Source organism: Acidocella sp. MX-AZ03 (assembly GCF_027626035.1).
Classification (GTDB): Bacteria; Pseudomonadota; Alphaproteobacteria; order Acetobacterales; family Acetobacteraceae; genus Acidocella; species Acidocella facilis.
In genome coordinates this window covers 276,251-298,944 of record NZ_CP110774.1, presented here as the reverse complement: position 1 = coordinate 298,944, position 22,694 = coordinate 276,251, and the positions used below count along the sequence as shown (strand labels likewise).

The 22,694-nt window shown below is 65.5% G+C and carries 19 protein-coding genes, 1 other RNA gene and 5 pseudogenes; 9 read left to right on the top strand and 16 right to left on the bottom strand.

All coding sequences use genetic code 11. The features are described from left to right. Positions 1-38: 38 nt before the first annotated feature. From GT370_RS01685 to GT370_RS01655, 7 genes and pseudogenes are all read right to left on the bottom strand, one after another. Positions 39-824: a hypothetical protein gene (locus GT370_RS01685; protein ID WP_442865523.1), complete on the bottom strand. Its 786-nt coding sequence runs from the start codon at positions 822-824 to the stop codon at positions 39-41. 62 nt (positions 825-886) lie between these two features. Next, a pseudogene (gene rsmH / locus GT370_RS01680) lies at positions 887-1,821 on the bottom strand (16S rRNA (cytosine(1402)-N(4))-methyltransferase RsmH). Next, the gene (locus GT370_RS01675) at positions 1,818-2,261 is read right to left on the bottom strand and encodes a division/cell wall cluster transcriptional repressor MraZ (RefSeq protein WP_008493557.1); all 444 of its coding nucleotides are present in this window, start codon (positions 2,259-2,261) and stop codon (positions 1,818-1,820) included. The pseudogene rsmH and the gene GT370_RS01675 overlap by 4 nt, the downstream one beginning before the upstream one ends. Positions 2,262-2,524: 263 nt before the next feature. Next, positions 2,525-2,908: RNase P RNA component class A (gene rnpB, locus GT370_RS01670), an RNA gene on the bottom strand. Positions 2,909-2,921: 13 nt separating this feature from the next. Further along, a complete protein-coding gene (locus GT370_RS01665; RefSeq protein ID WP_008493558.1) occupies positions 2,922-3,596 on the bottom strand; it encodes an N-acetylmuramoyl-L-alanine amidase in 675 nt (224 codons plus the stop codon). Continuing rightward, complete coding sequence (locus GT370_RS01660) at positions 3,596-4,228, bottom strand: LysE family translocator (RefSeq protein WP_008493560.1); 633 nt, start codon at positions 4,226-4,228, stop codon at positions 3,596-3,598. Before GT370_RS01660 ends, GT370_RS01665 begins: the two co-directional genes overlap by 1 nt. An 8-nt stretch (positions 4,229-4,236) precedes the next feature. Further along, a pseudogene (locus tag GT370_RS01655) lies at positions 4,237-5,021 on the bottom strand (TerB family tellurite resistance protein). A 182-nt stretch (positions 5,022-5,203) separates the two neighbouring features. Between GT370_RS01655 and GT370_RS01650 the strand changes: the two are divergent. The 3 genes and pseudogenes from GT370_RS01650 (at position 5,204) to GT370_RS01640 (ending at position 9,058) form a co-directional block, all read left to right on the top strand. After that, positions 5,204-5,680, top strand: a complete 477-nt coding sequence (locus tag GT370_RS01650) for a hypothetical protein (protein ID WP_270183790.1) — start codon at positions 5,204-5,206, stop codon at positions 5,678-5,680. A gap of 92 nt (positions 5,681-5,772) precedes the next feature. Beyond that, entirely contained in the window at positions 5,773-7,875 is a 2,103-nt protein-coding gene (locus GT370_RS01645) for an AsmA family protein (protein WP_270183789.1), read from the top strand. A gap of 426 nt (positions 7,876-8,301) precedes the next feature. After that, positions 8,302-9,058, top strand: a pseudogene (locus GT370_RS01640) (IS5 family transposase). 13 nt (positions 9,059-9,071) lie between these two features. On the opposite strand, the gene GT370_RS01635 reads toward GT370_RS01640, so the two are convergent. After that, entirely contained in the window at positions 9,072-9,398 is a 327-nt protein-coding gene (locus GT370_RS01635; RefSeq protein WP_008493563.1) for an FYDLN acid domain-containing protein, read from the bottom strand. Between the two features lie 99 nt (positions 9,399-9,497). On the opposite strand from GT370_RS01635, the gene aroA reads away from it, so the two are divergent. Beyond that, a complete protein-coding gene (gene aroA, locus GT370_RS01630; protein WP_008493564.1) occupies positions 9,498-10,832 on the top strand; it encodes a 3-phosphoshikimate 1-carboxyvinyltransferase in 1,335 nt (444 codons plus the stop codon). Continuing rightward, complete coding sequence (gene cmk / locus GT370_RS01625) at positions 10,829-11,461, top strand: (d)CMP kinase (RefSeq protein WP_008493565.1); 633 nt, start codon at positions 10,829-10,831, stop codon at positions 11,459-11,461. Before aroA ends, cmk begins: the two co-directional genes overlap by 4 nt. 111 nt (positions 11,462-11,572) lie before the next feature. Here cmk and GT370_RS01620 read toward each other — a convergent pair. Both GT370_RS01620 and GT370_RS01615 read right to left on the bottom strand, forming a co-directional pair. Next, positions 11,573-13,005 (bottom strand): annotated as a pseudogene (locus GT370_RS01620) (NAD-dependent succinate-semialdehyde dehydrogenase). Positions 13,006-13,263: 258 nt separating this feature from the next. Beyond that, positions 13,264-14,585 (bottom strand): annotated as a pseudogene (locus GT370_RS01615) (aspartate aminotransferase family protein). Positions 14,586-14,844: 259 nt separating this feature from the next. Here GT370_RS01615 and GT370_RS01610 point away from each other — a divergent pair. Both GT370_RS01610 and GT370_RS01605 read left to right on the top strand, forming a co-directional pair. After that, positions 14,845-15,876, top strand: a complete 1,032-nt coding sequence (locus GT370_RS01610; RefSeq protein ID WP_008493569.1) for a DUF6976 family protein — start codon at positions 14,845-14,847, stop codon at positions 15,874-15,876. Next, complete coding sequence (locus GT370_RS01605; RefSeq protein ID WP_008493570.1) at positions 15,873-16,208, top strand: DUF952 domain-containing protein; 336 nt, start codon at positions 15,873-15,875, stop codon at positions 16,206-16,208. The genes GT370_RS01610 and GT370_RS01605 overlap by 4 nt, the downstream gene beginning before the upstream one ends. Before the next feature lie 33 nt (positions 16,209-16,241). Here the strand turns inward: GT370_RS01605 and GT370_RS01600 are convergent, their stop codons facing one another. The 5 genes from GT370_RS01600 to folK form a co-directional block, all read right to left on the bottom strand. Beyond that, entirely contained in the window at positions 16,242-16,853 is a 612-nt protein-coding gene (locus GT370_RS01600) for a flavin reductase family protein (RefSeq protein ID WP_008493571.1), read from the bottom strand. Between the two features lie 45 nt (positions 16,854-16,898). Then, positions 16,899-17,375: a holo-ACP synthase gene (gene acpS / locus GT370_RS01595; RefSeq protein ID WP_270183788.1), complete on the bottom strand. Its 477-nt coding sequence runs from the start codon at positions 17,373-17,375 to the stop codon at positions 16,899-16,901. After that, positions 17,375-19,639: a RelA/SpoT family protein gene (locus tag GT370_RS01590; RefSeq protein WP_051060225.1), complete on the bottom strand. Its 2,265-nt coding sequence runs from the start codon at positions 19,637-19,639 to the stop codon at positions 17,375-17,377. Before GT370_RS01590 ends, acpS begins: the two co-directional genes overlap by 1 nt. Before the next feature lie 4 nt (positions 19,640-19,643). Further along, on the bottom strand, positions 19,644-20,057 hold the full coding sequence (gene rpoZ, locus GT370_RS01585) for a DNA-directed RNA polymerase subunit omega (protein WP_026439432.1): 414 nt from the start codon (positions 20,055-20,057) through the stop codon (positions 19,644-19,646). A gap of 74 nt (positions 20,058-20,131) precedes the next feature. Further along, complete coding sequence (folK, locus tag GT370_RS01580; RefSeq protein WP_008493576.1) at positions 20,132-20,638, bottom strand: 2-amino-4-hydroxy-6-hydroxymethyldihydropteridine diphosphokinase; 507 nt, start codon at positions 20,636-20,638, stop codon at positions 20,132-20,134. 121 nt (positions 20,639-20,759) lie between these two features. On the opposite strand from folK, the gene GT370_RS01575 reads away from it, so the two are divergent. Both GT370_RS01575 and GT370_RS01570 read left to right on the top strand, forming a co-directional pair. Next, complete coding sequence (locus tag GT370_RS01575) at positions 20,760-21,329, top strand: LabA-like NYN domain-containing protein (RefSeq protein WP_008493577.1); 570 nt, start codon at positions 20,760-20,762, stop codon at positions 21,327-21,329. Between the two features lie 5 nt (positions 21,330-21,334). After that, positions 21,335-21,973 (top strand): uracil-DNA glycosylase, encoded by a 639-nt coding sequence (locus GT370_RS01570; RefSeq protein WP_008493578.1) that lies wholly within the window; start codon positions 21,335-21,337, stop codon positions 21,971-21,973. Between the two features lie 232 nt (positions 21,974-22,205). Here the strand turns inward: GT370_RS01570 and smpB are convergent, their stop codons facing one another. Beyond that, complete coding sequence (gene smpB, locus GT370_RS01565; RefSeq protein ID WP_008493579.1) at positions 22,206-22,688, bottom strand: SsrA-binding protein SmpB; 483 nt, start codon at positions 22,686-22,688, stop codon at positions 22,206-22,208. Positions 22,689-22,694 lie beyond the last annotated feature (6 nt).

Here is a 22,694-nt window from a genome sequence, read left to right as displayed (position 1 = left end):
CCACGGCCCGAAGCCCCTTCCGGCGGGAAGGAGGCTCATCACCCGGCCGGAGGTTGAGGGTCAATTTTGGCTCCCGGTCTGCGCCATGCCGAGGAGGGAGCCACCGCCCAGCGGGGCGGTGGGCGCGGGTTCAGCCGGCTGTGCGGTGGCGCGCACCCGCACCACCTGTGCGCCCATCGGCAGGCTGGGGCGCGGGGCGGCAACCGGCTGACGCTCACGCGGCGCCGGGACGGCCGACGCGATCGCGCTGCCGCCGGGCTGATACAGCGACGAGGCGAGCGGCCGCGCCGCGGCTTCGCGCACCGGTGCGGCGAGGTGATGCGGCGGGGCCTCTTCCCGGGCGACGCGCGCCACCGGATGATGCGCCGGCGGATGCGCCCGCATATCGGCATGCGCCGGCGCCGTTTCGTGAGGCACGGCGATCTCGGCCACCCGCTCGGCCGGTTTCGCCGGCGCGGCGGGGGCGACGCTGTGCCCGGCCTGCGTTGCCGTGGCGACATGGCCCTGCACCTCGATCGCCGGGCCGTTCGGCGCCGGGATGGCGTCGCTCCCCGGCAAGGCCGGTACTTCGTCTTCCGGATTGCTGAAGGGCGCGGCGCTGCCAGGCGGCGGCAGCGTGCTGGCCAGGTCGGCCAGCGTGACCAGCTGCCCGGCTTCATCGGCTGCAACCCGGTAAATTGCGCCGCCAGCGCGGCGATGCGCGAAGGGTCCGCCTCCAGCGCCCACTGCGCCTGCAGCACGCGGATGCTCTGCTCGTCATGCCGGCTGGTTTCGGCCACCTGTTCGAGCTGGTTTTCCAGGGCCCGGCTCTGATGCTTGACCATGAACAGATAGGCGCCGGAGATCGCGAAGAGCAGGCCGGTCAGGAAGGTCAGGGGCCGAACGATCATGCGGCCAGCCTTTCCATGACGCGCAGCTTGGCGCTGCGCGCGCGCGGGTTGGCGCGAATTTCAGCCTCCCCGGGCAGGATGGGGGATTTCGTCACCAGGCGAAATTCCGGGGCGCTGACCTGGGCCAGCCCGGCGGGGTCGTGGCGCGAGGCGCCCGGCGTGCGGCCGGCACTCTGCGCGAAGAAATGCTTGACGATCCGGTCTTCCAGCGAATGGAAGCTGACCACCACCAGCCGCCCGCCCGGCGCCAGCAAGGCGGCCGATTGCGCCAGCGCCGCCTCGATATCGGACAGCTCCTCATTCACGGCGATGCGCAACGCCTGGAAGCTTCTGGTTGCCGGGTCGATCCCCGATTTATCCGGTCTCACAACGCTCCGTATCACGCCAGCCAAATCCGCCGTCGTCGTAAATTTCTGCGCCTTGCGCCGGTCCACGATTTGCTTCGCGATCCGGCGCGCGGCTTTTTCATCACCATATTTGTACAAAATATCGGCAAGATCGGATTCGGCGCAAAGATTCACGAGGTCCGCGGCGGACTGCCCGTCGCGGCTCATCCGCATATCCAGCGGCCCGTCCTGGCGAAATGAAAAGCCACGCGCCGGATCATCGATCTGGAACGAGGACAGGCCGAGATCGAACACCGCGCCATCCAGCCGGGCCACCCGCGCGCCGTCATCATCTCCGAAATTTCGCTGATGCGGCCGGGGATCAATTCAAACCGCCCGGCATGGGCGGCGGTCAGTTCCGCACCCCGCGGCAGTGCATCCGGATCGCGATCGACCCCGAACAGGCGGCATTTGGCACGCTCCAGGATCATCCGCGAATAGCCGCCGCCGCCGAAGGTGCCATCCAGATAGACGCCGTTTTCACGCGGCTGCAGCGCCTCGATCGCCTCGTCGCGCAGGACGGAAATATGTGAAAAATTGCTCATGACGGCGCCCCGAAGCTCAAACGCGGGGCGAGCGCGCGGGAGGCGTCGCGGAAGGCCTTGCCGGCCTGCGGTTCCCAGATCAGGAAATGATCGCCGCGGCCCATGAAGAACACCGCATCGGAGAGGTTTGCCTGCTCGGCGAGATAGCCGGTGATCAGCACCCGCCCCTGCGCATCCAGCTCGACCTCTTCCGCATCGGAGAAAATCTGCGTCTGCAGCCCGACCTGCTCGGGGCTCATCTCCGGCATCGCCGCGAGCTTCTCCTGGAAGCGCGCGTAATTCGGCAAAGGCCAGGCCTCGACACAGCCTTCGATGAAAGAGGGGCGCAGGATCAGGGTCATCTCCGGATGGTCCTTCCAGGCGGCACGGAACGACGCCGGGACGGATACCCGTCCCTTCGCGTCGCGCTTGTTCTCGTGGCTGCCAAAGAACTGCTTCATCGCCCCCGCGCCGCAACACCTTTCACCTCAAACCGAACCTTCAGGGCTCACCCCGAACCCTTTCGGCCTACCCGAAACGCACCACACTCCACCACTTCATGGGAAAACATGGGTTTCTTCACCACTAACATGCACGCGACTCCCCGTCAAAATAAAACCCCAGCGTGACAGCGAGGAAATGCGCCGCGAGACTCGGGGCGCGCTCCTGAAATCTTCTTCATTTGTTCGCTTTTCGTTCGCACTACATTGCGAAACGGAAATAAAGATCCAGACGGCCTGTAAGCCGGGTTCTGTCCACGCGCCAAAGCGCGCTGGACGGCCATTCCTCTGGGACGGGTGTTGCCACCCGCCTCAAGCAACCAACCCGGGCGGCAAGCCGGAAATGCTTCGCGCCCCTGCCAAGGCAGGACGCCGGCCGCCCCTATTCGGTTTTGCTCCCGGTGGGGTTTTCCCTGCCCTTTGCGTTACCGCAAAGGCGGTGCGCTCTTACCGCACCCTTTCACCCTTACCACGGCAAGCCGTGGCGGTTTGCTTTCTGTGGCACTGTCCCTGGGGTCACCCCCGCCGGCCGTTAGCCGGCACCGTCTTTCCGTGGAGCCCGGACTTTCCTCTGGCGGTTGCCCGCCAGCGGCCGTCCGGCCGTCTGGATCGGCGCGGTGCCTAGGGAGTTTCGGGGGCTGCGTCAACCAGCCGGCGTAAGGCAGCAGCCCGGCCGGTGGTGGGAGCATCCGGCGCGCCGGTGAGGTGCGCGGGCAGGAAATGGCGCTGAAAGGCGCGGATCACCGAGTCTTGCGGCAGGGTGATATCATAGCCGATGGCGGCGAGATCGGCCATCAGATCGCCGGGCGGGGCGTAATCGTCGGTCCAGATCCCCACCCCATGCGCGGCCAGCCAGGGCCAGTCGAACAGCTCGCCGGGGTCTTGTTTGCGGTTCGGGGCGATGTCGGAATGGGCGACGACATTGCGCGCCGGGATGGCGTGTCGGCGCAAAATGCCCTGGCAGAGCGCCAGCACCGCCTGCATCTGCGCCGGCGGGAAGGCGCGATAGCCCCATTCATGGCCGGGATTGACGATCTCGATGCCGATGGAGGCGCCGTTGAGCGCGCTTTTGCCGCGCCAGGAGGAGATGCCGGCATGCCAGGCGCGCATCGCCTCGGGCACCAGGTTGAAGATTGTGCCGTCCTCCTCGACCACGTAATGGGCGGAAACTTTCGCGCGCGGCGCCTTCAGCAGGTCGATGGCGGCGCGCCCGGTCGGCATCCCGGTATAATGCAGCACCAGATGCGAGACGGGTTCCTCCCGCGCATCGAAATTCGGCGAGGGCTCGAAGATCATCAGCCGGCCGGGCGGCGGGTGAGCAGCAGGCCGAGACCGAGGCAGATCATCGCCCCGCCCGCCGCCTGGCGCACCCGGATGACGGCATTGCCGCGCCCGGTGAAGAGCCGCTTCAGCCTTGCGGCGGCCAGCGCCATGATCGCGTCCGAGCCGGTGTAGAGCAGGATCGCCATCAGCCCGAGGGCGAGGAATTGCAGCGCCACATGCCCCGCCGACGGGGCGATGAATTGCGGCAGGAAGGCCAGGAAGAAGGCGGCGGTTTTGGGGTTCAGCGCGGAGACGGCCAGCCCGTCCCGCCAGGCCCGCGCCAGCCCGGCGCGGCCGCGGATGGGGGCGGTACTGGTCGCCGCGCCGGCCTTGCGGATGGTGCTGAGGCCGATCCAGATCAGATAGACCGCCCCGGCCAGTTTCAGGACGGTGAAAAGCTGCGCGCTGGCCAGCACCAAAGCCGAAAGCCCGGCCGCGCCCAGCGCCACCTGCACCACCCCGCCCGAGCCGGTGCCGAGGCTGGAGGCCAGCCCTTCCAGCGTGCCGCCGGCCAGCGAACGGCTGATCACGTAGGTCATGCCCGGCCCCGGCAAAATCGCCAGCATCAGGCAGGCCAGGAAAAACACGCCGAGATGCTGGAACATTTTGTCCTCTATGCCTGGGCGCGCTTGATCGCGTCATAGGCGGCGTTGATCCGCGCCACCTTCTGCGAGGCGGCCTCGATCATCGCCGGGGACGCGCCGCGCGCCGCCAGACTGTCAGGATGGGTCTCGCGCATCAGCTGTTTCCAGCGGGCGCGGATTTCATCGGCGCTGGCCTGCCGGCGCACGCCCAGCACCAGATACGGATCCTCGGACGGCGCCTGCGGCGGTGGGGTGCCCTGCCCGGCGCGCCGCGCCGCCGCCTCGCCCAGCCCGAAGGCGTAGGCGACGCGGGAGAGGAAATCCGCCTCCGCGCTGTTCACCGGGCCGTCGGCGCGGGCGATCTGATACAGCCCGGCCAGCACCTGCTCCAGCGGGGTCTTGTCATCGGCGAAGGCCTGGCCGAGCTGGGTGGCGTAGCTCTCGAAACCGGCGGCGCTCTCGCGGGCGCTGTCGAAGAGTTTCGCCACCTCGCCCATGCTGGCGGGGGAATCGCGAAGCTGGCCTTGAAGGCGTCGATTTCCAGCCGGCTCACCGGCCCGTCGCATTTGCACAGCTTGGCCGCCAGCACGGTGACGCCGATGGCGAAAACCTGGTCGCGCCGGCCCATCATCGCCGCCAGACGCAGCGGGTCGAACGGCATGGCGCGGCCGGCGAAGCCCTGGAGATTGGGGGTGAAGCCGTTCAGCTTGCCTTCATCCGCCGCGTGGCCCAGCGCCGCGCCGAACAAAGCCCCCACCGGGCCGCCCATGGCGAAGCCCGCCATGCCGCCGATAAACTTGCCCCAATAGCTCATATACCCCGCCTAGCACAGCGCCGCCCTTGAACCCAACCACACAATGGGACATTCACCATGGCGGGTTTAGGGGGCCAGAGCTCACTAAATGATAAATGAGAGACAGGTTCACAAGCTGACGTGACGCGCAAACATCTTCTTTGGGCCGGCCCGCTGGCGTTGCTGGTGGCGCTGGGGCCGCGTTGCTGGCGCTGCCCAGCTTTGTCGCGGCGCCGGCGCACCGGACGGCGGTGGAGGCCTTCGCCTCGCGCCTGACCGGGCGGGATGTGCATATCAGCGGCAAGCTCTCTCTGTCCTACTTCCCGCAGCCCGAGATCACCGCCACCGGCATCACCATTTCCGGGCCGGACAAGGAGGTGATCACCGCGCATGCGCTGTCGCTCGATCTGGCGCTGGCGCCGCTGCTGCAAGGCCAGCTCGCCGCCCGCACGCTGGATCTGGACACGCCCAACATCACCTTCCCCTGGCCGCTGCCCGGGGCATCAGCGCCATCGCCCCGCCGCCCTGGCTGGCGGCGCTGCACGCCCATATCAAGAATGGCCGGATCAATTTCGGCGCCGCCGATTTCACCGATGTCAATGCCGATCTGTTCACCGGGGCCGGCGGCAGCGTCAGCGTCTCGGGCAATGGCAAGCTGCAGACACATGATGTCTCGCTGAGCCTCGCCGTCGGCGAGACGGAGGCGGACGGCGCGGCGCAGATTACCCTGCGCGCCGCGCTGGGCGGGGCCAGCGCGCATTTCGCCGGGGCGTTGAACGCGCAGAGCGAGCTGGCCGGGCAGCTGAACCTGGCCCTGCCCGGCCATGCCAGCGTCAGCGCCCAGATCAGCGCCAACGCGAACGGCATCAGCGCCGAGGATATCAGCGCCAGCCAGGACAAGCTGGCGTTGCACGGCACCGCGCATCTGGCCTTCGCGCCGCTGGGGCTGCGGGCGGATCTGACCGGCCAGGGGCTGGATCTCGACCAGCTGACCAAGCTGTCGCCGCTCTGGCCCGGCGGGCTGGCGACCGAGCTGCATCTCGATGCCGCGAATGTGAGTCTGGCCGGCAGGAGCTTCCCGGCCTTGCGGGCGACACTGAAGACCAGCCCTGCCGGCAGTGCCGTCTCCGGCCTCACGCTGGGTCTGCCCGGCGGCGCCAGCCTCAGCGGCGATCTGACAATCTCGCCCAACCAGGATCTCTCCGGCAGGCTGAGCCTCGCCGCGCCGGACCTGACGGCGCTGGCAAGCGGGCTAGGGCTGCCGGCCGTGCCCGGCTGGACGAGCGCCAGCCTGCAGGCACAGCTGGGCGGCACGCGCGACGCGCCGGACCTCACCGACATCACCGGCACGCTGGGCGCGGACCATGTGAATGGCCGGGTGGTCCTCTCCGCCGGGCATGCCGCCTTCCGGCTCGCCTTCGACCAGCTCGACCTCGCATCGCTGGCGGCGTGGCTGGCGCAGCGCCCGCTGGGCGGCGGCGTCAGCGTCGCCGGCGAACTCACCGCCGCCCATGCGGTGGCGGGGCCGCTGAAGCTGAGCAATCTGTTCATCGACGCGGATATGGGCGCGCAGCTCGATATCCGCCGCGCCACCGCCTCGCTCTATGGCGGCATCGCCAATGGCAGCGTGACACTGGACCGCGACTTCAAGGTGACCTCCGCCCATGCGGTGCTGGACCTGCCCTCCGCCGCGCCCCTCGCCGCCTTGCTGCCGCAGGATGTGAAGCTGCCGGCTGAGCTGCTGCGCCCGCATCTCAGCCTGGTACTGGCCGCCGCCGGGCCGCCCAACGCGCTTTCGACCAGCGCCGTCGCTACGCTGGGGGATTTCACCCTCACCGCCGCACCGGTGATCGATCTCACCAAGCCCAGCGCCGCCGGCGCGCTCTCGCTGCGCCACCCGGACGCGATCGCGGCGCTGAAGCTGCTCGGGCTGAGGGGCGGCTGCTCGCGCATGGCGCCGCTGCCGGGCTATCCGTTCCAGGGTGGGAGCCTGCCTTGCAGCGCGGGGGTGAATGATCCTGGCCTCGCCTTCCCTGGCCCCGGCGCGCTGGCGCTGCGCGCGCGGTTTTCCGCCGCTCCCGGCAGCGCAGGGCTGAATGATTTCGTGCTCAGCGCCGGGCAGCTGAACGCTTCCGGCCAGATCATGCTGACCCAAGACAAATCCGGCGGCAAGCTCAGCGGCCAGATCGATGCCGGCACACTGGCCTTGCCGAAGCTGCCCGCCAGCCTGCAGATGCCGGGCAGCCTGCCGGTGAGCGGGCAGATCGCGCTGAAGGCGAACCAGGTGCTTTATGCCGGCACGCCGGTCTTTGGCGCCACCGCCGGCACGCTTTCCTTCGCACCGGATCAGGCGCGCCTGACGCTGGATGATGCCGCCATCGGCACTGGCAAGCTCTCCGGCAGCGCCACGCTGAAGCTCGACCCCAAGGCGCCGCCGGCGCTGAGCGCGAAATTCCTCGCGGACGGCATCGATGCCGGGGCGCTGGCCCTGCCGCAGAGCTTCCCGCTGACCCTGACCAGCGGCCAGCTGAGCGCCACCGCGAGCCTCACCGCCAGCGGCTATAGCGCGAAAACCTGGGCGGCGACGCTGGGCGGCAGCGCCACCATCACCGCCAGCAACGGCACGCTGAGCGGGCTCTCACTGCCGGACCTGGCCAGCGCGCTGAGCACGACACCCCGCCCGGCGCTGAGCAAGAGCCTGTCGGGCGGGACGACGCCGTTTGCCACCTTGTCTCTGGCGGCGACGATCGCGCAGGGCAATTGCACCCTGACCCAGGCGCAGCTCACCGCCCCCGCCGGCACGCTGGCGGCGAGCGGCACGATCGATCTGTTCGAATCGACGCTGGCGCTGAAGTTGGGCGCCACCCTGCGGTGAAGCCGCCGCTGACGCTGAGCGTTCGGCTCTCCGGCCCGTGGGGCAAGCCGGGGCGAGAATATGATCTGAAGGACGCCACCGGCTGGAAGCCGGGAAGCTAAGGCAAAGAAAAACCCCTTCCGCATCGCGGAAAGGGGTTCGGGTGTCGCAACGCCCCGGCCTCAGGTCGCAAAAGTTTTTCTTTGCCGCTTTTTTTCAAAAAAGCGGCAAAGAACCTGGGGGCAGTTTTACCCCCTCAAAAACTTTTGCGCTTAGAGCATCAAGCTTTTAGCTTGATGCTCTAACTTTTATTTATGCGAGCAATTTTACGTGTTTATCTTGACGCTCCCGCGTCAACCTAAACACATATTGCTCTAGGTCGTGTCTGCATTCATAGATTCCCTTTGTTTGTGATTTCTGATTCAAGGCTTGAGGAGGGTTCTTGCCTTGAGCAGACGGACACTGACGGACGAACAATGGAACCGCATTGAGGGTCACTTGCCTGGCCGTGTTGGCACCCCTGGCCGAAGCGGGGTGGACAACCGACTTTTTGTTGATGCGATCTTATGGATGGCTGGCAATGCGGCGCGTTGGCGAGATTTGCCGGAGATGTTTGGCAAATGGACGGCGGTACATGCGCGGTTCCGGCGTTGGTCTCATGCGGGCGTTTGGGAAGCGCTATTCAAAACCCTGGCGGATACGCCGGATTTTGAATACGTCCTGATTGATAGCACCATCTCGAAAGTCCATGCCGATGCGGCAGGGGCAAAAGGGGGGCTGAAGCTGCCGCCATTGGGCGTTCACGCGGCGGACTGACGACCAAGCTCCATGCCGCGGTCGATGCACTTGGCTTGCCGCTGCGCATCCACCCGACGCCGGGACATCACGGCGATTGCCCACAGGCGGAAGCCCTGCTGGATGGGTTGCAGGGTGTTGGTCATGTCATCGCTGACGCTGCCTACGACGCAGATCCCCTACGCGCTTTCATTGCCAATGATCTCGGTGCAACCGCTCAGATCAAGGCTAATCCCAGCCGCGCCATAAGCCCCCAATCGACTGGAGGCTCTACAAGGAGCGCCATCAGGTCGAGTGCTTCTTCAATAAACTCAAACGCTTCCGCAGAATCGCCCTCAGATGCGAAAAAACCATCAAAGCCTTCATGGGCTTCGTACATCTCGCTTGCGCCATGATTTGGCTACGATGAATGCAGACACGACCTAGCGCTCGTCGTCGCCGGCTTCGGTCTGCACGTCGATATCGGCGTCGATGTCGGAGGTGTCGTCCTCCATGTCGTCCGCATCTTCCAGGATGTCGTCATCGTCCGCGTCGTCGGGCACTTCCACATCCACGTCATCCCCGTCGATCGCCGGCTTGGCGACCTTCTTCTGCTCATCCGGCAGCGGCGCAGCGCGCTTCAGGCGCGGCTGCTCGGCCGGCTGTTCGGTGCCGCATTTCGGGCAAACGGCCGGCGCCTTGCCGAGATCGAAGAAGCGCGCGCCGCAGGACACGCAGGTATGTTTTTCGCCAAGCTCAGGTTTTGCCATGTCAAACCTCGGATGAAGGGGCCGTATCAATCAGGGGCGGGGCGATGCCATGCCATCGCTTCTATGTCAAACACCATCAGCCGTGCTAAGCGCGCGCGCATGGATCAGTCATCACCCCGTCCCCAAATCTCCCGCCGCCCGGCGGGCGCGCTCAATGGCCGCCTGCATGTTCCGGGCGATAAATCCATCAGCCACCGCGCTCTGATGTTCGGCGCGCTGGCCGTCGGCCAGACCCGCATCACCGGGCTGCTGGAAGGCGAGGACGTGCTGCGCACCGCCGCCGCGATGCGGGCCTTGGGCGCGGAAATCACCCGCGAGGGCGCCGACTGGCTGGTCAGCGGGCGCGGCATTGGCGGGCTGGTGGAACCGAAGGATGTACTGGACATGGGCAATTCCGGCACCGCGGCGCGGCTGCTGGCCGGCATCCTCGCCACCCATCCGCTCTACGCGGTGATGACTGGCGATGCCTCGCTGCGCACCCGGCCGATGAGCCGGGTGACCGTGCCGCTGGCGCAGACCGGGGCGCAGTTTTTCGCGCGTGAGGGCGGGCGGCTGCCGTTGACGATTCTCGGCGCGCGCGAGCCGATGCCCCTCACCTACCGGCTGCCGGTGGCTTCCGCCCAGGTGAAATCCGCCGTGCTGCTGGCCGGCTTGAACGCGCCGGGCTTCACCGAGGTGGAGGAGCCGGAGCCGACCCGCGACCATTCCGAAAACATGCTGCGGCATTTCGGCGCGGACGTGACCGTCACCCAGGCCGGGGCCGGCCGGCATATCCGGCTGAAGGGTCAGCCGGAGCTGCGCGCCGCCGATGTGGCGGTGCCGGGCGACCCCTCCTCCGCCGCCTTCCCTGTCGCCGCCGCCTTGCTGGTGCCGGGCAGCGCGGTGACCATCGCCAATGTTGGCCTCAACCCGCTGCGCACCGGGCTGTTCCTGACGCTGCGCGAGATGGGCGCGAAGCTGGTGGTCGAGAACCAGCGCCTGGAGGGCGGCGAGCCGGTGGGTGACCTCACCGCGCATTTCTCCGCGTTGCGCCCGGTGGATGTGCCGCCGGAGCGGGCACCGAGCATGATCGACGAGTACCCGGTGCTGGCGGTGCTGTGCGCCGCCGCCAACGGCACCTCGCGCCTGCGCGGCCTGGCCGAGCTGCGGGTGAAGGAGAGCGACCGCCTCGCCGCCACCGCCGCCCTGCTGCGGGTCAACGGGGTGAATGTCGAGATCGAAGGCGATGATCTGCTGGTGCACGGCACCGGAGAGATCCAAGGCGGCGGTCTGGTGGAGACGCATATGGACCATCGTCTGGCGATGTCCGCCCTGGTGATGGGCCAGGCGGCGCGCGAGGCGGTGCGGATCGACGATGCGAGTTTCATCGACACCTCCTTCCCCGCCTTCCTGAAGCTGATGCGCGGCCTGGGTGCTGAGATGGTGGCCGCGTGATCATCATCGCCATCGACGGCCCGGCGGCGGCGGGCAAGGGCACGCTGGCCAAGCGCCTCGCCGCGGCGCTGAAGCTGCCTTATCTGGATACCGGCCTGCTCTACCGCGCCACCGCCAAGCGGGTGCTGGAGAGCGGGGGCGACCCGACCAACGAGCTGGACGCCATCGCCGCCGCCTGGGAGCTGAGCGAGGCCGACACCGCGCGGGGCGATCTGCGCGATGCCGCCACGTCAAAGGCGGCCAGTCAGGTGGCGGGCATTCCGGCGGTGCGCGAGGCGCTGCTGGCCTATCAGCGCGCCTACGGCAACACCAGGGGCGCGGTGCTGGATGGGCGCGATATCGGCACGGTGATTTTCCCGCAGGCGGATGTGAAGCTCTATATCACCGCCAGCGTCGAGGCGCGGGCGAAGCGCCGGCATGCGGAGTTTCTGGCCAAGGGCGAGAGCGTGGCGCTGGAGCAGGTGATCGCGGATGTGGCGGCGCGGGATGCGGCGGATAGCAGCCGGGCGACGGCACCGCTGCTGCCGGCGGAGGATGCCGTGCATATCGACACGACGGAGCTGAACGCCGACGAGGCGTTTGCGGCGGCCTTGCGCGTCGTGCAGCAGAAAACCGGGATCAAAAAATAAAAAGTTTTTGGGGGCGTGGGGGCTTTTTTCAAAAAGCCCCACTTCTTTCTTGGGGTGTTTTTGAAAAAACACCCCAAACCCCAAAAACTTTTATAACTTTAGGCTGACGCCTTAGGCGCCGGCCTGGGTCACGAATTTGGTGACCAGATAAGGCTCCAGCCCTCGGCGCCGCCTTCGGAGCCATAGCCGGAATCCTTCACGCCACCGAACGGGGTTTCCGGCATGGCCAGGCCGTTATGGTTGATCGTCACCATGCCGGCTTCGATATCCGCGCCCAAAGCCGCCGCCTGACGGGTATTGCGGGTGAAGGCATAGGAGGCCAGGCCATAGTCCAGACGGTTCGCCTCGGCCACCACCTCGTCATAAGTGGCGAAGGGCATGAACGCCGCCAGCGGGCCGAACGGCTCCTCATTCATCACCTTGGCCTCCAGCGTGACATCGGTCAGCACCGTCGGCTCGAAGAAATAGCCCTTGTTGCCGGCGCGCTTGCCGCCAGTGCGCACCTTCGCGCCCTTGGAGACGGCGTCGGCGATGATGCTCTCCATCGCGCTCACACGGCGGTCATTGGCGAGCGGGCCCATCGTGGTGCCTTCATCCAGGCCGTTGCCGAGCTTGATCGCCTGCACCTTGCCGATGAACTTCTCCAGGAACGGCTCATAGGCACCCTGCTGGATCAGGAAGCGGGTCGGCGCCACGCAGACCTGGCCGGCATTGCGGAACTTGGCGGCGGCCAGCACCGTCGCGGCCTGGTCGAGATCCGCATCGTCGAACACGATCGCCGGGGCATGGCCGCCCAGCTCCATGGTCACGCGCTTCATATGCTTGCCGGCCAGAGCCGCCAGATGCTTGCCAACCGGGGTGGAGCCGGTGAAGGAGATTTTCCTCACGGTCGGGTGCGGGATCAGATGTTCGGAGATCTCCGCCGGCACGCCAAAGATGATCTGCACCACGCCGGTCGGCACGCCGGCATCCACATAGGCGCGCACCAGCTCGGCACAGCTGGCCGGGGTTTCCTCCGGGCCTTTCAGGATGAAGGCGCAGCCCGCCGCCAGCGCCGCGGAAATTTTGCGCACCGCCTGGCTGACCGGGAAATTCCACGGGGTGAAGCCGGCAACCACGCCCACCGGCTCACGCACGGAAAGCTGGTACACGCCCGGGGTGCGGGCGGGAATGACACGGCCATAGGCGCGGCGGCCTTCCTCGGCGAACCAGTCGATCACATCCGCCGAAACCGTCAGCTCGGTCTTGGCTTCCGCCAGCGGCTTGCCCTGCTCCTGGGTCATCAGCTTGGCGATTTCAGGCGTGCGCTCGCGCAGAATATCCGCCGTCTTGCGCAGAATTTTGCCGCGCTCGAACGCCGACATCTTGCGCCACACGGCAAAGCCCTTGGCCGCCCAGTCCAGCGCCTCGTCCAGATCCGCCTTGCTGGCATGGGCCAGCTTGCCGATCACCTCTTCGGTCGCCGGGTTCAGAATCTCGAGGGTCTTGTTGCCCTCCGCCGCGCGCCATTTGCCGCCAATATGCAGCAATACGTCCTGATACATTCTTGCTCCTCCGGAGTTGTAAACAAACCCGGACCGCATATGGCGGCCCGGGGCTTGGATGTCATCGCTGGATTTTGAAAACCTGCCTCCCGGCGCGGTTTTCCTGGTTCAAAGATCTGCTGAAAATAATCAAAAGTTTTTTGGGGCCGCCCTTTTTTTCAAAAAAGGGGCGGAAAGACGTGGGGAGTTTTTGAAAAAACTCCCCACACCCCCAAAAACTTTTGCCAGTTTTTCAGGGCATTATCTTCATTCCGCCTCTCAGTTTTCCTTCACCAGCTTGCGCATGATGTCGGTCATCTCATTGATCTGCTCGGCCGTGGCGGCAAAGGGCGGCGCCAGCACCAGGCTGTCACCGGCCGAGCGCAGCACCAGCCCCTGCTCGAAGGCCTTGCAGAGAATCTTGAAGCCGCGCTCGCCCGGCTTGCCCTGCGGCGCCAGCTCGACCGCGCCGAGCAGCCCGTAACCGCGCGTATCCACCACCCCCTCCATGCCCTTGAAGCTGCCGATCTGCTCCAGGAAGGCCGGGGCCAGGGATTTCACCCGGTCGAACGTGCCTTCCTCGCGATAGATCTTCAGCGTCGCCAGGCCGGCGGCGCAGGCGGCGGGATGGGCGGAATAGGTATAGCCGTGGAACAGCTCGATGCTGTTTTCCGGCGACGAATCGAAGATCGCCTGCTGCACCTCATCCTTCACCGCCACCGCCGCCATCGGGATGGAGCCGTTGGTCAGCGCCTTGGCCATGGTGATGATGTCCGGGGTGACGCCGAAGGTCTGCGAGGCAAAAGCCTCGCCGGTGCGCCCGAAGCCGGTGATCACCTCATCGAAGATCAGCAGGATGCCATGCTTGGTGCACAGCTCGCGCAGGCGTTTCAGGTAGCCCTTCGGCGGCACCAGAATGCCGGTGGAGCCGGCGATCGGCTCGACGATGCAGGCGGCGATGGTATCCGCCCCGTGCAGATTGACGAACCGCTCCAGATCGTCGGCGAGGTCGGCGCCATGCGTGCCCTCGCCCATCTCGAACATGTTTTCCTGAATACGGGTGTGGCGCAGATGCGAAACGCCGGGCAGACCGGTGCCGAAGGCCTTGCGGTTGGCGACCATGCCGCCGACCGACATGCCGCCCAGATTCACGCCATGATAGCCGCGCTCGCGGCCGATGAAGCGCACACGCTGCGCCTCGCCCGCGCACGGTGATAGGCCAGCGCCATTTTCAGCGCGGTATCCGCGGCCTCGGAGCCGGAGCCGGCGAAGAAGACGCGGTTGATGCCATCGGGGAGCAGTTGCGCCACCTCGGTGGCGAGGCGGAAGGCGGTCGGCACGCCATATTGGAAGGGTGGCGCGTAATCCAGCTCCTCCATCTGCTTGGCCACCGCCTCGCGAATCTCGCGCCGCCCATGGCCGAGCGGGATGCAATAGAGGCCCGAGGAGCCATCCAGCAGTTTTTCCCCACGCGTATTATAATAATAAACACCCTCGGCCCGGGCGATGAGGCGCGGCTGCTCCTGGAACTGCCGGTTCGCGGTGAAGGGCATCCAGTGATGGATAAGGGGGACGTTGCTTGGGCGGGTCGCGGCGCTCATTGCCAATCACTCCGGTAGATTTGCGGTCAGTTTACAATTTTAAACAGTCTTGCAAAGCGTTTTCTTCCGCCCCGGGGACCGCCAGGCATGAGAAAAAGACGCGGCGGCCATGCATTTGTAAGTTGTCGGCTTTGTTGCTGTGGTACAGATTAACAACGCACGGTTTTGTTACTTTTTTTACGTTGCACGCAGACTTAGAAAGCCAGAAACGAGGCTATATCTATTTGGAAAATCTTATTTCTGCGACAGACGCGTGGCAATGATCGATAGTTTAGCTGGCAGCCGCGCCGTGGCCACCCCAAAGGACGTGTCGCGGCTGATCGAGGCGGGGCATGTCTTGATCGTCGCCGGGGAGGAGGCAACCCTGTCCCAGCTGCCGGCGGGGCGATGGATCGGCGGGACGACCGCCTGGTTCCTGTTGCCGGACGGGGTGGGGCCCGCGCAGGGGCGGCTGATTTATACCGATCTCACCGGCATCGCCCGGCATGCCGCCTTGTTCGCCTTCGACGAGACGGAGCTGCCGCATCTCAGCACCTTCTATCCGCCGCATGGCTTCGCGGTGCTGCTGCTGCCCGGGCGCAGCGCCCTGCTGGAGCGCGTCGCCACCAGCATGCTGGATTGGGACGGCTTATATAACGCGCCGCTGACCGGCTGGGTGAGCGGCGTGGCATTGGAGGCGCTGGGGCAAAGCACACCGAAGATCTTCTGCGGCAATGGCACCCCGCATGATGACCGCGCGGCGCTGCTCTATGTCACCTTGCCGAACGAGCTTTATCCGGAGCTGAGCGTGATCAACCCGTTCGGCGTCGGCGCTGGCCCGGGCATCGTGTTTCCGGATCGCGGCTATGCCAGCGCCGGGCTGTGCCGGATCGGCGGCGAGACGATGCGGCTGCGCGCGTTTCTCGACCAGGCCGTGGCCGATCCGGGGTTGCCGCTGATCGCCGACCGGGATGGCGCCCTCGTCAATAACACCATTCTCAACCCCGGCGCGGCGCAGGAGGCGGTCGAGTTTCTCTGCCCGCTCGATCCCGGCCTGATGTACCGCTTCGCCGAGCCCTTGCCGGCCTATGAGGCCGCCTTTGCCCGCGCCGCGCGCGATCTCGATCTGGCCGGTGCCGTGCTGTCCGCCTTATGTATCGGCAGCCTGCGGCATCTGACCGCCGAGATGCGCCGCCACCTGCCGGCGGTCGCGCCGGTGACGTTCGGGCAGATCGGCTACACGGTTTTGACTCAGACACTGACCTGCCTGAATATCCACCGCCTCGATGAACCGGCGGCGCAATCCAAATGACAGACGAGACAGCCTATAAGATTTTGACCGCGCCGCAATTCGCGGCCTTGCAGGCGGGCCGCTTCGAGGGCGCACCGGTGGATGTGGCGGATGGCTATATCCATCTCTCCACGGCGGCGCAGCTGGATGAGACGCTGGCCAAGCATTTTGCCGGGCAGGATGGGCTGGTGATCGCCGCCGTGCCGCTGGCACCGCTGGGCGAAGCGCTGCGCTGGGAGGTTTCACGCGGCGGCGCGCTGTTTCCGCATTTCTATGGCCGGCTGGAGATGCGCCATGTCAGCGCCTCCACGGCGCTGAGCCGGGATGCGCAAGGACGGGCTTTGTTGCCTTGAAGCGTGGGGGCTTTTTGGAAAAAGCCCCACGCTTCAGGCCGGGCGCTTCATGTCGAAGCGGCTGTCCGGGCGGATTTCCGCGTAGGCGGAGGGGCCGCCGGCGCGCAGGATGATACCGGCATTGAAAGTGTCGAAGACGCCGTCCTTCAGCAGGCTCTGGTCGATATGCACGGCGACGACCTCGCCCAGCACCAGATAGGCGCCGCTGGGCACGCCATCAGCGCTTTTCAGCGTGACGATCTCGGAGAGTTTGCATTCGAAATTCACCATGGCGGCGGCGACCATCGGCGGCGCCACCAGTTTCGCCGGGGCTTTTTCCAGCTTCGCCAGAGTGAACTCATCGGTGCCGTAGGGCACAGCGGCGCAGCTTTCATTCATCTGCTCGGCCAGGGCACGGTTGGCGAGGTTCCAGACGAACTCGCCGGTTTCCTCGATATTGCGCAGGCTGTCCTTGCGGGTGGTGCTGGAGAAGCCGATGATCGGCGGGGTGTAGCAGAAAGCGTTGAAGAAGCTGTAGGGCGCGAGATTGACGCTGCCATCCGCACCCTTGGTGGAGACCCAGCCGATGGGGCGCGGCCCGATGATGGCATTGAACGGATCATGCGCCAGCCCATGGCCGGCCTTCGGTTCATAAAAATGCTTCACACGCCTCTCCCTTAAAAAAACCAAAAGTTTTTGGTGCAGCTTTTTTCAAAAAGCTGCGAAAAACGCCCGGGCGATGGCAACCACGCTGCCAACACCCCGAACGTAAGTGGGGCGTTTTTTACCCTCCGGCGCCGCCGAAATAATCACCTGCGCGTAGGCATAAGGATATTCATCCGTCAGCGACACGAAGATGCTGGGCTTCATCCCCGGCGGGGTCAGCGCCCGCAGCCGCGCCAGCGCGTCGCCATGCAGCTCCATCGTCGGCTGGCCGGAGGGCAGATTGACCACCCGCAGATCCGACATGAACACGCCGCGCGAAAACCCGGTGCCGAGCGCCTTGGCGCAGGCCTCCTTGGCGGCGAAGCGCTTGGCGTAGCTGGGGGCGCGGAAATGCGCCCGGCGTTCGCTACGCTTACGCTCCAGCTCAGAGAACACCCGTTGCGTGAAGCGCTCGCCATGCTTTTCCAGCACCTGCTCGATGCGGCGGATATCGCAGATATCCGAGCCCAGACCGATGATCATCAGTTGCGCGCCCGCTCCACCTGGGCGATGCCGGCGGCCGCCCGCAGCCCCGCCACCACCTGGTTGAGATGGCGGGTGTCGCGCACCTCGATATCCACCAGCGCCTCGAAGAAATCCTGCTGGCGATGCACGATTTTCAGATTGGAGATGGCCCCCTCCTGCTTCGCCACGGCGTTGGTGAGCGAGGCCAGCGCGCCGGGGCTGTTGCTGGCGATCACACTCACCCGGCCGGTGAAGTTGCGCGCCCGCGCCTCCATCCGGCTCAGCGCCTCCTCGTTCCAGTCGACATCGATGAAACGCTCAGGTGTGGCGTTGAATTGTTCGAGCTGCGCGCAATCCTTGGCATGGATGGTGATCGGCTTGCCGGTGGTGACGATGCCGACGATCTTGTCGCCCGGCAGCGGGTGGCAGCAGCCGGCATAATGTACATCCATTCCGGCGACGAGCCCGGTGATCGGGCTGCCGGCATCGCCGCGACTGGTGGTGCGCGGCGAACGGGCGGAAAGCGCGCCGCCCATGAAGGCCGGCATCATGCGCGGGGCGCGCACTTCCTTCAGCTCCGGATAGGCGGCGTGGACCACATCCTTCGGCCCGATCAGCCCCGTCGCCACCGCCACATAGAGATCATCGACGCTCGCCTGTTTCAACGTCTTCGCAACCGGCTCCAGCACTTTTTCGGAGCCGTCGACGCCGTCCTGGCGGAAGGCCTTCATCAGCAGGGATTTGCCGGAATCCCGATGCTGGTCGCGCATCTGCTGGGCGAGGAAGCGGCGGATGCGCGCGCGCGCCTTGCCGGTGGTGACGAAGCGCTCCCAGGCCGGGCTCGGCGTGCCGCCGCGCGCGGTGAGGATTTCCACCTGATCGCCATTCTGCAGCTCATAGCGCAGCGGCATCAGCTTGCCGTTGATGCGCGCGCCGACACAGCTATCGCCGATCTGGCTGTGCACCGCGTAGGCGAAATCGACCGAGGTGGCGCCGCGCGGCAGCTGGATCAGCTGGCCCTTCGGCGTGAAGCAGAACACCTGGTCCTGATAGAGCTCAAGCTTGGTGTTTTCGAGAAACTCATCCGGTGCGGCGGAGTTTTCGAGAATTTCCAGCAGGTCCTTGACCCAGCCGAACTGCTTGACGTCGGCGGCCGAGGCGTCGCTCTGTTTATAGAGCCAGTGCGCGGCGACACCGGCTTCCGCCACCGCCTGCATGTCCGGGGTGCGGATCTGGATTTCGATTTTCTGGTTGCGCGGCTGGCGCAGCGTCACCCCGGTATGCAGCGACTGGTAGCCATTGCTCTTCGGCGTGGAGATGTAATCCTTGAACCGCCCGGCGATCACCGGGTAGGCGGCATGGATAGCGCCGAGCGCCACATAGCATTCCGCGCGCGAAGGCACGATGATGCGAAACGCCATGATGTCCGAGAGCTGCTCGAAGCTGACATTCTGCCGCTTCATTTTCTGCCAGATGGAGAAAGGCGATTTCTCACGCCCGGAGAGTTCCACCACGCTCACCCCGGCCTCCTTGCAGACGCGGGTCAGCTCCTGGCGGACCTCCTCGATGACATCCGCCCCCTGCCCGCGCAGATAATTCAGGCGGGTCTGGATGGTGTCGTAGGCTTCCGGTTCGATCTCGGCGAAAGAGCGGTTCTGCAGCTCGGTCTTCACCGCCTCCATGCCGATGCGCTCGGCCAGGGGGGCGTAGATATCCATCGTCTCGCGGGCGATGCGCACACGCCGGTGTGCGGCAGAGACCGCGCCCAGCGTGCGCATATTATGCAGCCGGTCCGCGAGCTTGACGATGAGAACCCGGATATCCTTGCTCATCGCCAGCACCAGCTTGCGGAAATTCTCCGCCTGCTTGGTCCGGTCCGATTGCAGCTCCAGCCTTGTCAGCTTGGTGACGCCGTCCACCAAGGCGGCGATTTCCGCGCCGAAGCGCTTCTGCAGCTCCGCCAGCGTGATGCTGGTATCCTCCACCGTATCATGCAGCAAGGCGGTGATGATGGAGGCGGCGTCCAGCTTGTAGCTGGCGAGAATGCCCGCCACCGCCAGCGGGTGGGTGACATAGGGCTCGCCATTATCGCGCTTCTGGTCGGCATGGGCCAGTTCGGCGACGCCGTAGGCCTCGTCGATCAGCGCCGGGTCGGCCTTGGAATCATAAGCGGCGATCCGCGACAGCAATCCCGCGAGTTCGGGATGAAAGCTGGGCGACGCGCCGCTGAGCCCCTCAGGGGCGCGGACCAGGCTCAAACGCCAGCAGCCTGTCCGCAGCATGGTGTCAGCGGCGCGAGGACTTGCCGCCGAGCTCCGCCTCGATCGCGGCCTGGATATCCTCGGCGGACATGATGTCCTCGCCCTCGGCAGCCATGGCGGCGGCCTCTTCCTCGGCGGAGACATCCTGCAGGCCGAAGATGTTCTGATCGGTCGGGATCAGATCCATCACCTCTTCATCCACCGGCTCCGGCTCGGGCACGCGCGAGAGGGATTTGATCAGATCCTGCTCCAGATGCGGCAGCTCCACCGTCTCATCGGCGATCTCGCGCAGCGCCACCACCGGATTCTTGTCATTGTCCCGGTCAATGGTCAGCTGCTCGCCGCGGCTGATATTGCGGGCACGCTGCGCCGCGAGCAGAACCAGCTCAAAGCGGTTCGGCACCTTCAAAACGCAGTCTTCGACAGTTACGCGGGCCATACGGGGTACGCTCCAAGGCAGAAAATGAAAGAGTGCCTTACCGCAGGCGCGGCAGGGAGGCAAGGTCAATCGGATTATACGGACGGCTCGGCATGCCAGGGTTCGATCTGCTGCGGGGGAAGCTCGGCCAGCAAGGTGGTGACGCTGCGCTTGAACACAGGATGCCGCCAGGAGGAGTTCACATCCAGCAGCGGGCGCAGCACGAAGGCGCGCAGATGCATCCTCGGATGCGGCAATATCGGGTCCGGCGCGGTCCGGATCTGGCCAGCAATGTCAATGATATCAAGGTCCAAGGTGCGCGCCGCATTGGGCACCGAGCGCACCCGGCCGAATTGCGTCTCGATCTCCTGTAGCTGGCGCAGCAAAACCGCCGGGTCGGTCTCGCCGCTCATGCGGATCATGCCATTGCAATAATCCGGCTGGCTGGAAGCCGGAATCGCAGCGCTCCGATACCATGTCGATAAAGCCACGAACGACAAGCCGGGAAGTGCACGAACCGCCGCCGCCGCCGCCGTGCAGAGCTGCAAGGGCGAGCGCCCATCTTCGGCCGGAAGATTGGCGCCGATCGCGATCAGGATCATGGACTGACGAGGGTCAACGCGGCTAAACTCCCCAAATGGGCACTCGAATGGCGTGCTTTCCTAACATTTATACTATATTTGTGCACCCCCTATAACCCCGGCGAACGGGAAGGAATTTGATGTGAGATTTTCAGACCAGGAGCGGACGGCTTTATTCATCGATGGCGCCAATCTCTACGCGGCGACCCGTAGCCTCGGATTTGAGATCGACTACCGCAAATTGTTAGATTTCTTTGAAGGCAAGTCGAATTTGTTACGAGCCTATTATTACTCCGCCTTGCTTGAAACGGAAGAATATTCGCCCCTCAAACCTTTGACCGACTGGCTGGCCTATAATGGCTATGCGCTGGTGACCAAGCCGGCGAAGGAATTCACGGATGCGCTGGGCCGGCGGCGGATCAAGGGCAATATGGATATCGAGCTGGCGATCGACATGTTGGAGCTGGCGAGCTCGCTCGACCATGCGGTTTTGTTCTCCGGCGATTCGGATTTCCGCCGGCTGGTGGAGGCGGTGCAGCGCAAGGGCGTACGGGTGACGGTGGTCTCCTCCATCCGCACCAGTCCGCCAATGATCGCCGATGAGCTGCGCCGGCAGGCCGACCAGTTCATCGAATTGTCGGACATCGTGCAGCATTTCGCCCGCCGCCCGCAGGAGCCGCGCGCGCGGGGCGAGCGTGAGGACGAGCCGTGAGCGCGATGCAGCCGCATCTGCCGGGGCGCGACTGCCCGCTCTGCCCGCGTTTGGTCGCTTATCGGGAAGAGTATCGGGGGCTGCATCCGGACTGGTTCAACGCCCCGGTGCCGAGCTTTGGCCCGCTTGAGGCGCGGCTGCTGGTCGTCGGCCAGGCGCCGGGCGTGAATGGCGCCAACCGCACCGGCAGGCCTTTCACCGGCGATGTGGCGGGGCGGCTGCTCTACCCCGTGCTGGGCAAGTTCGGCTTCGCCAAGGGCGTGTTCCAGGAGCGACCGGATGACGGGATGAGCCTGGTGGATTGCCGGGTGACCAACGCGGTGCGCTGCGCCCCGCCCCAGCATAAGCTGGAAACCTCGGACAAAAACCATTGCCTGCCTTATCTCGCCGCCGAGATCGCGGCGATGCCGAAGCTGCGCGTGCTGCTGGCGATCGGCCAGAAGGCGCATGAATCGATCCTGCAAGGGCTGAAGCTGAAGCCGGGCGCCTATAAATTCCGCCATGGCGCGCAGCACGAGCTGCCCGGCGGGCTGGTGCTGGCGGACAGCTTCCACACCTCGCAATATAACGTGAATACCGGGCGCATCACCGAGGCGATGTTCGAGGAGATCGTCGCCGGCATCAGGGCTTTGCTGGGGCCGTAAAAATTAGGGCTGTCCCAGATCTTCATTCATCTGGCCATTATGTCGATCCCGAGTCTCTTCGCCTTTTGCCCGTGGCGTCAAGGGGTTTACTCGCCTTCGGCGACGCGCGGCGACGCCGCGCGCCCTTGACGCCACGGGCAAAAGGCGAAACCCTGCAATGATCGAAATAATGGTGATCCTTCAAGGCATTGAAGGTACAAGCCTGAAACTTATCTGGGACAGCCCACCAAACTTACCTATTTCTCAACAACCTGGCCTTGTCGCGCTGCCAGTCGCGCTCGGCGGCGGCGTGGCGCTTATCGGCCTTCTGCTTGCCCTCGGCGATGCCGATGGTCACTTTCGCCAGGCCGCGATCATTGAAGAACACGTCCAGCGGCACCAAAGTCTGGCGCTCGCGGGCGATGGCGTGGAAGAGCTGCTGGCGCTGATTGCGCTTGACCAGCAGCTTGCGCATCCCGCGCGTCTCGAAGCGCGACAGCACCCCGCCCTGATATTCAGGGATATACATGTTGAACAGATAAAGCTCGCCATCGCGCTCGCCGGCCCAGGCCTCGGTGAGCTGGGCGCGGCCGAGCCGCAGCGATTTCACCTCCACCCCGCGCAGCACGATCCCCGCCTCCAGCGTGGAGAGGATCTTGTAGTCATGCCGCGCCTTGCGGTTCTGCGCGGCGATGCCGTGCGAGATGAAGGGGTTCTTTTTCGCGTCCTTGCTCAAGCTCGT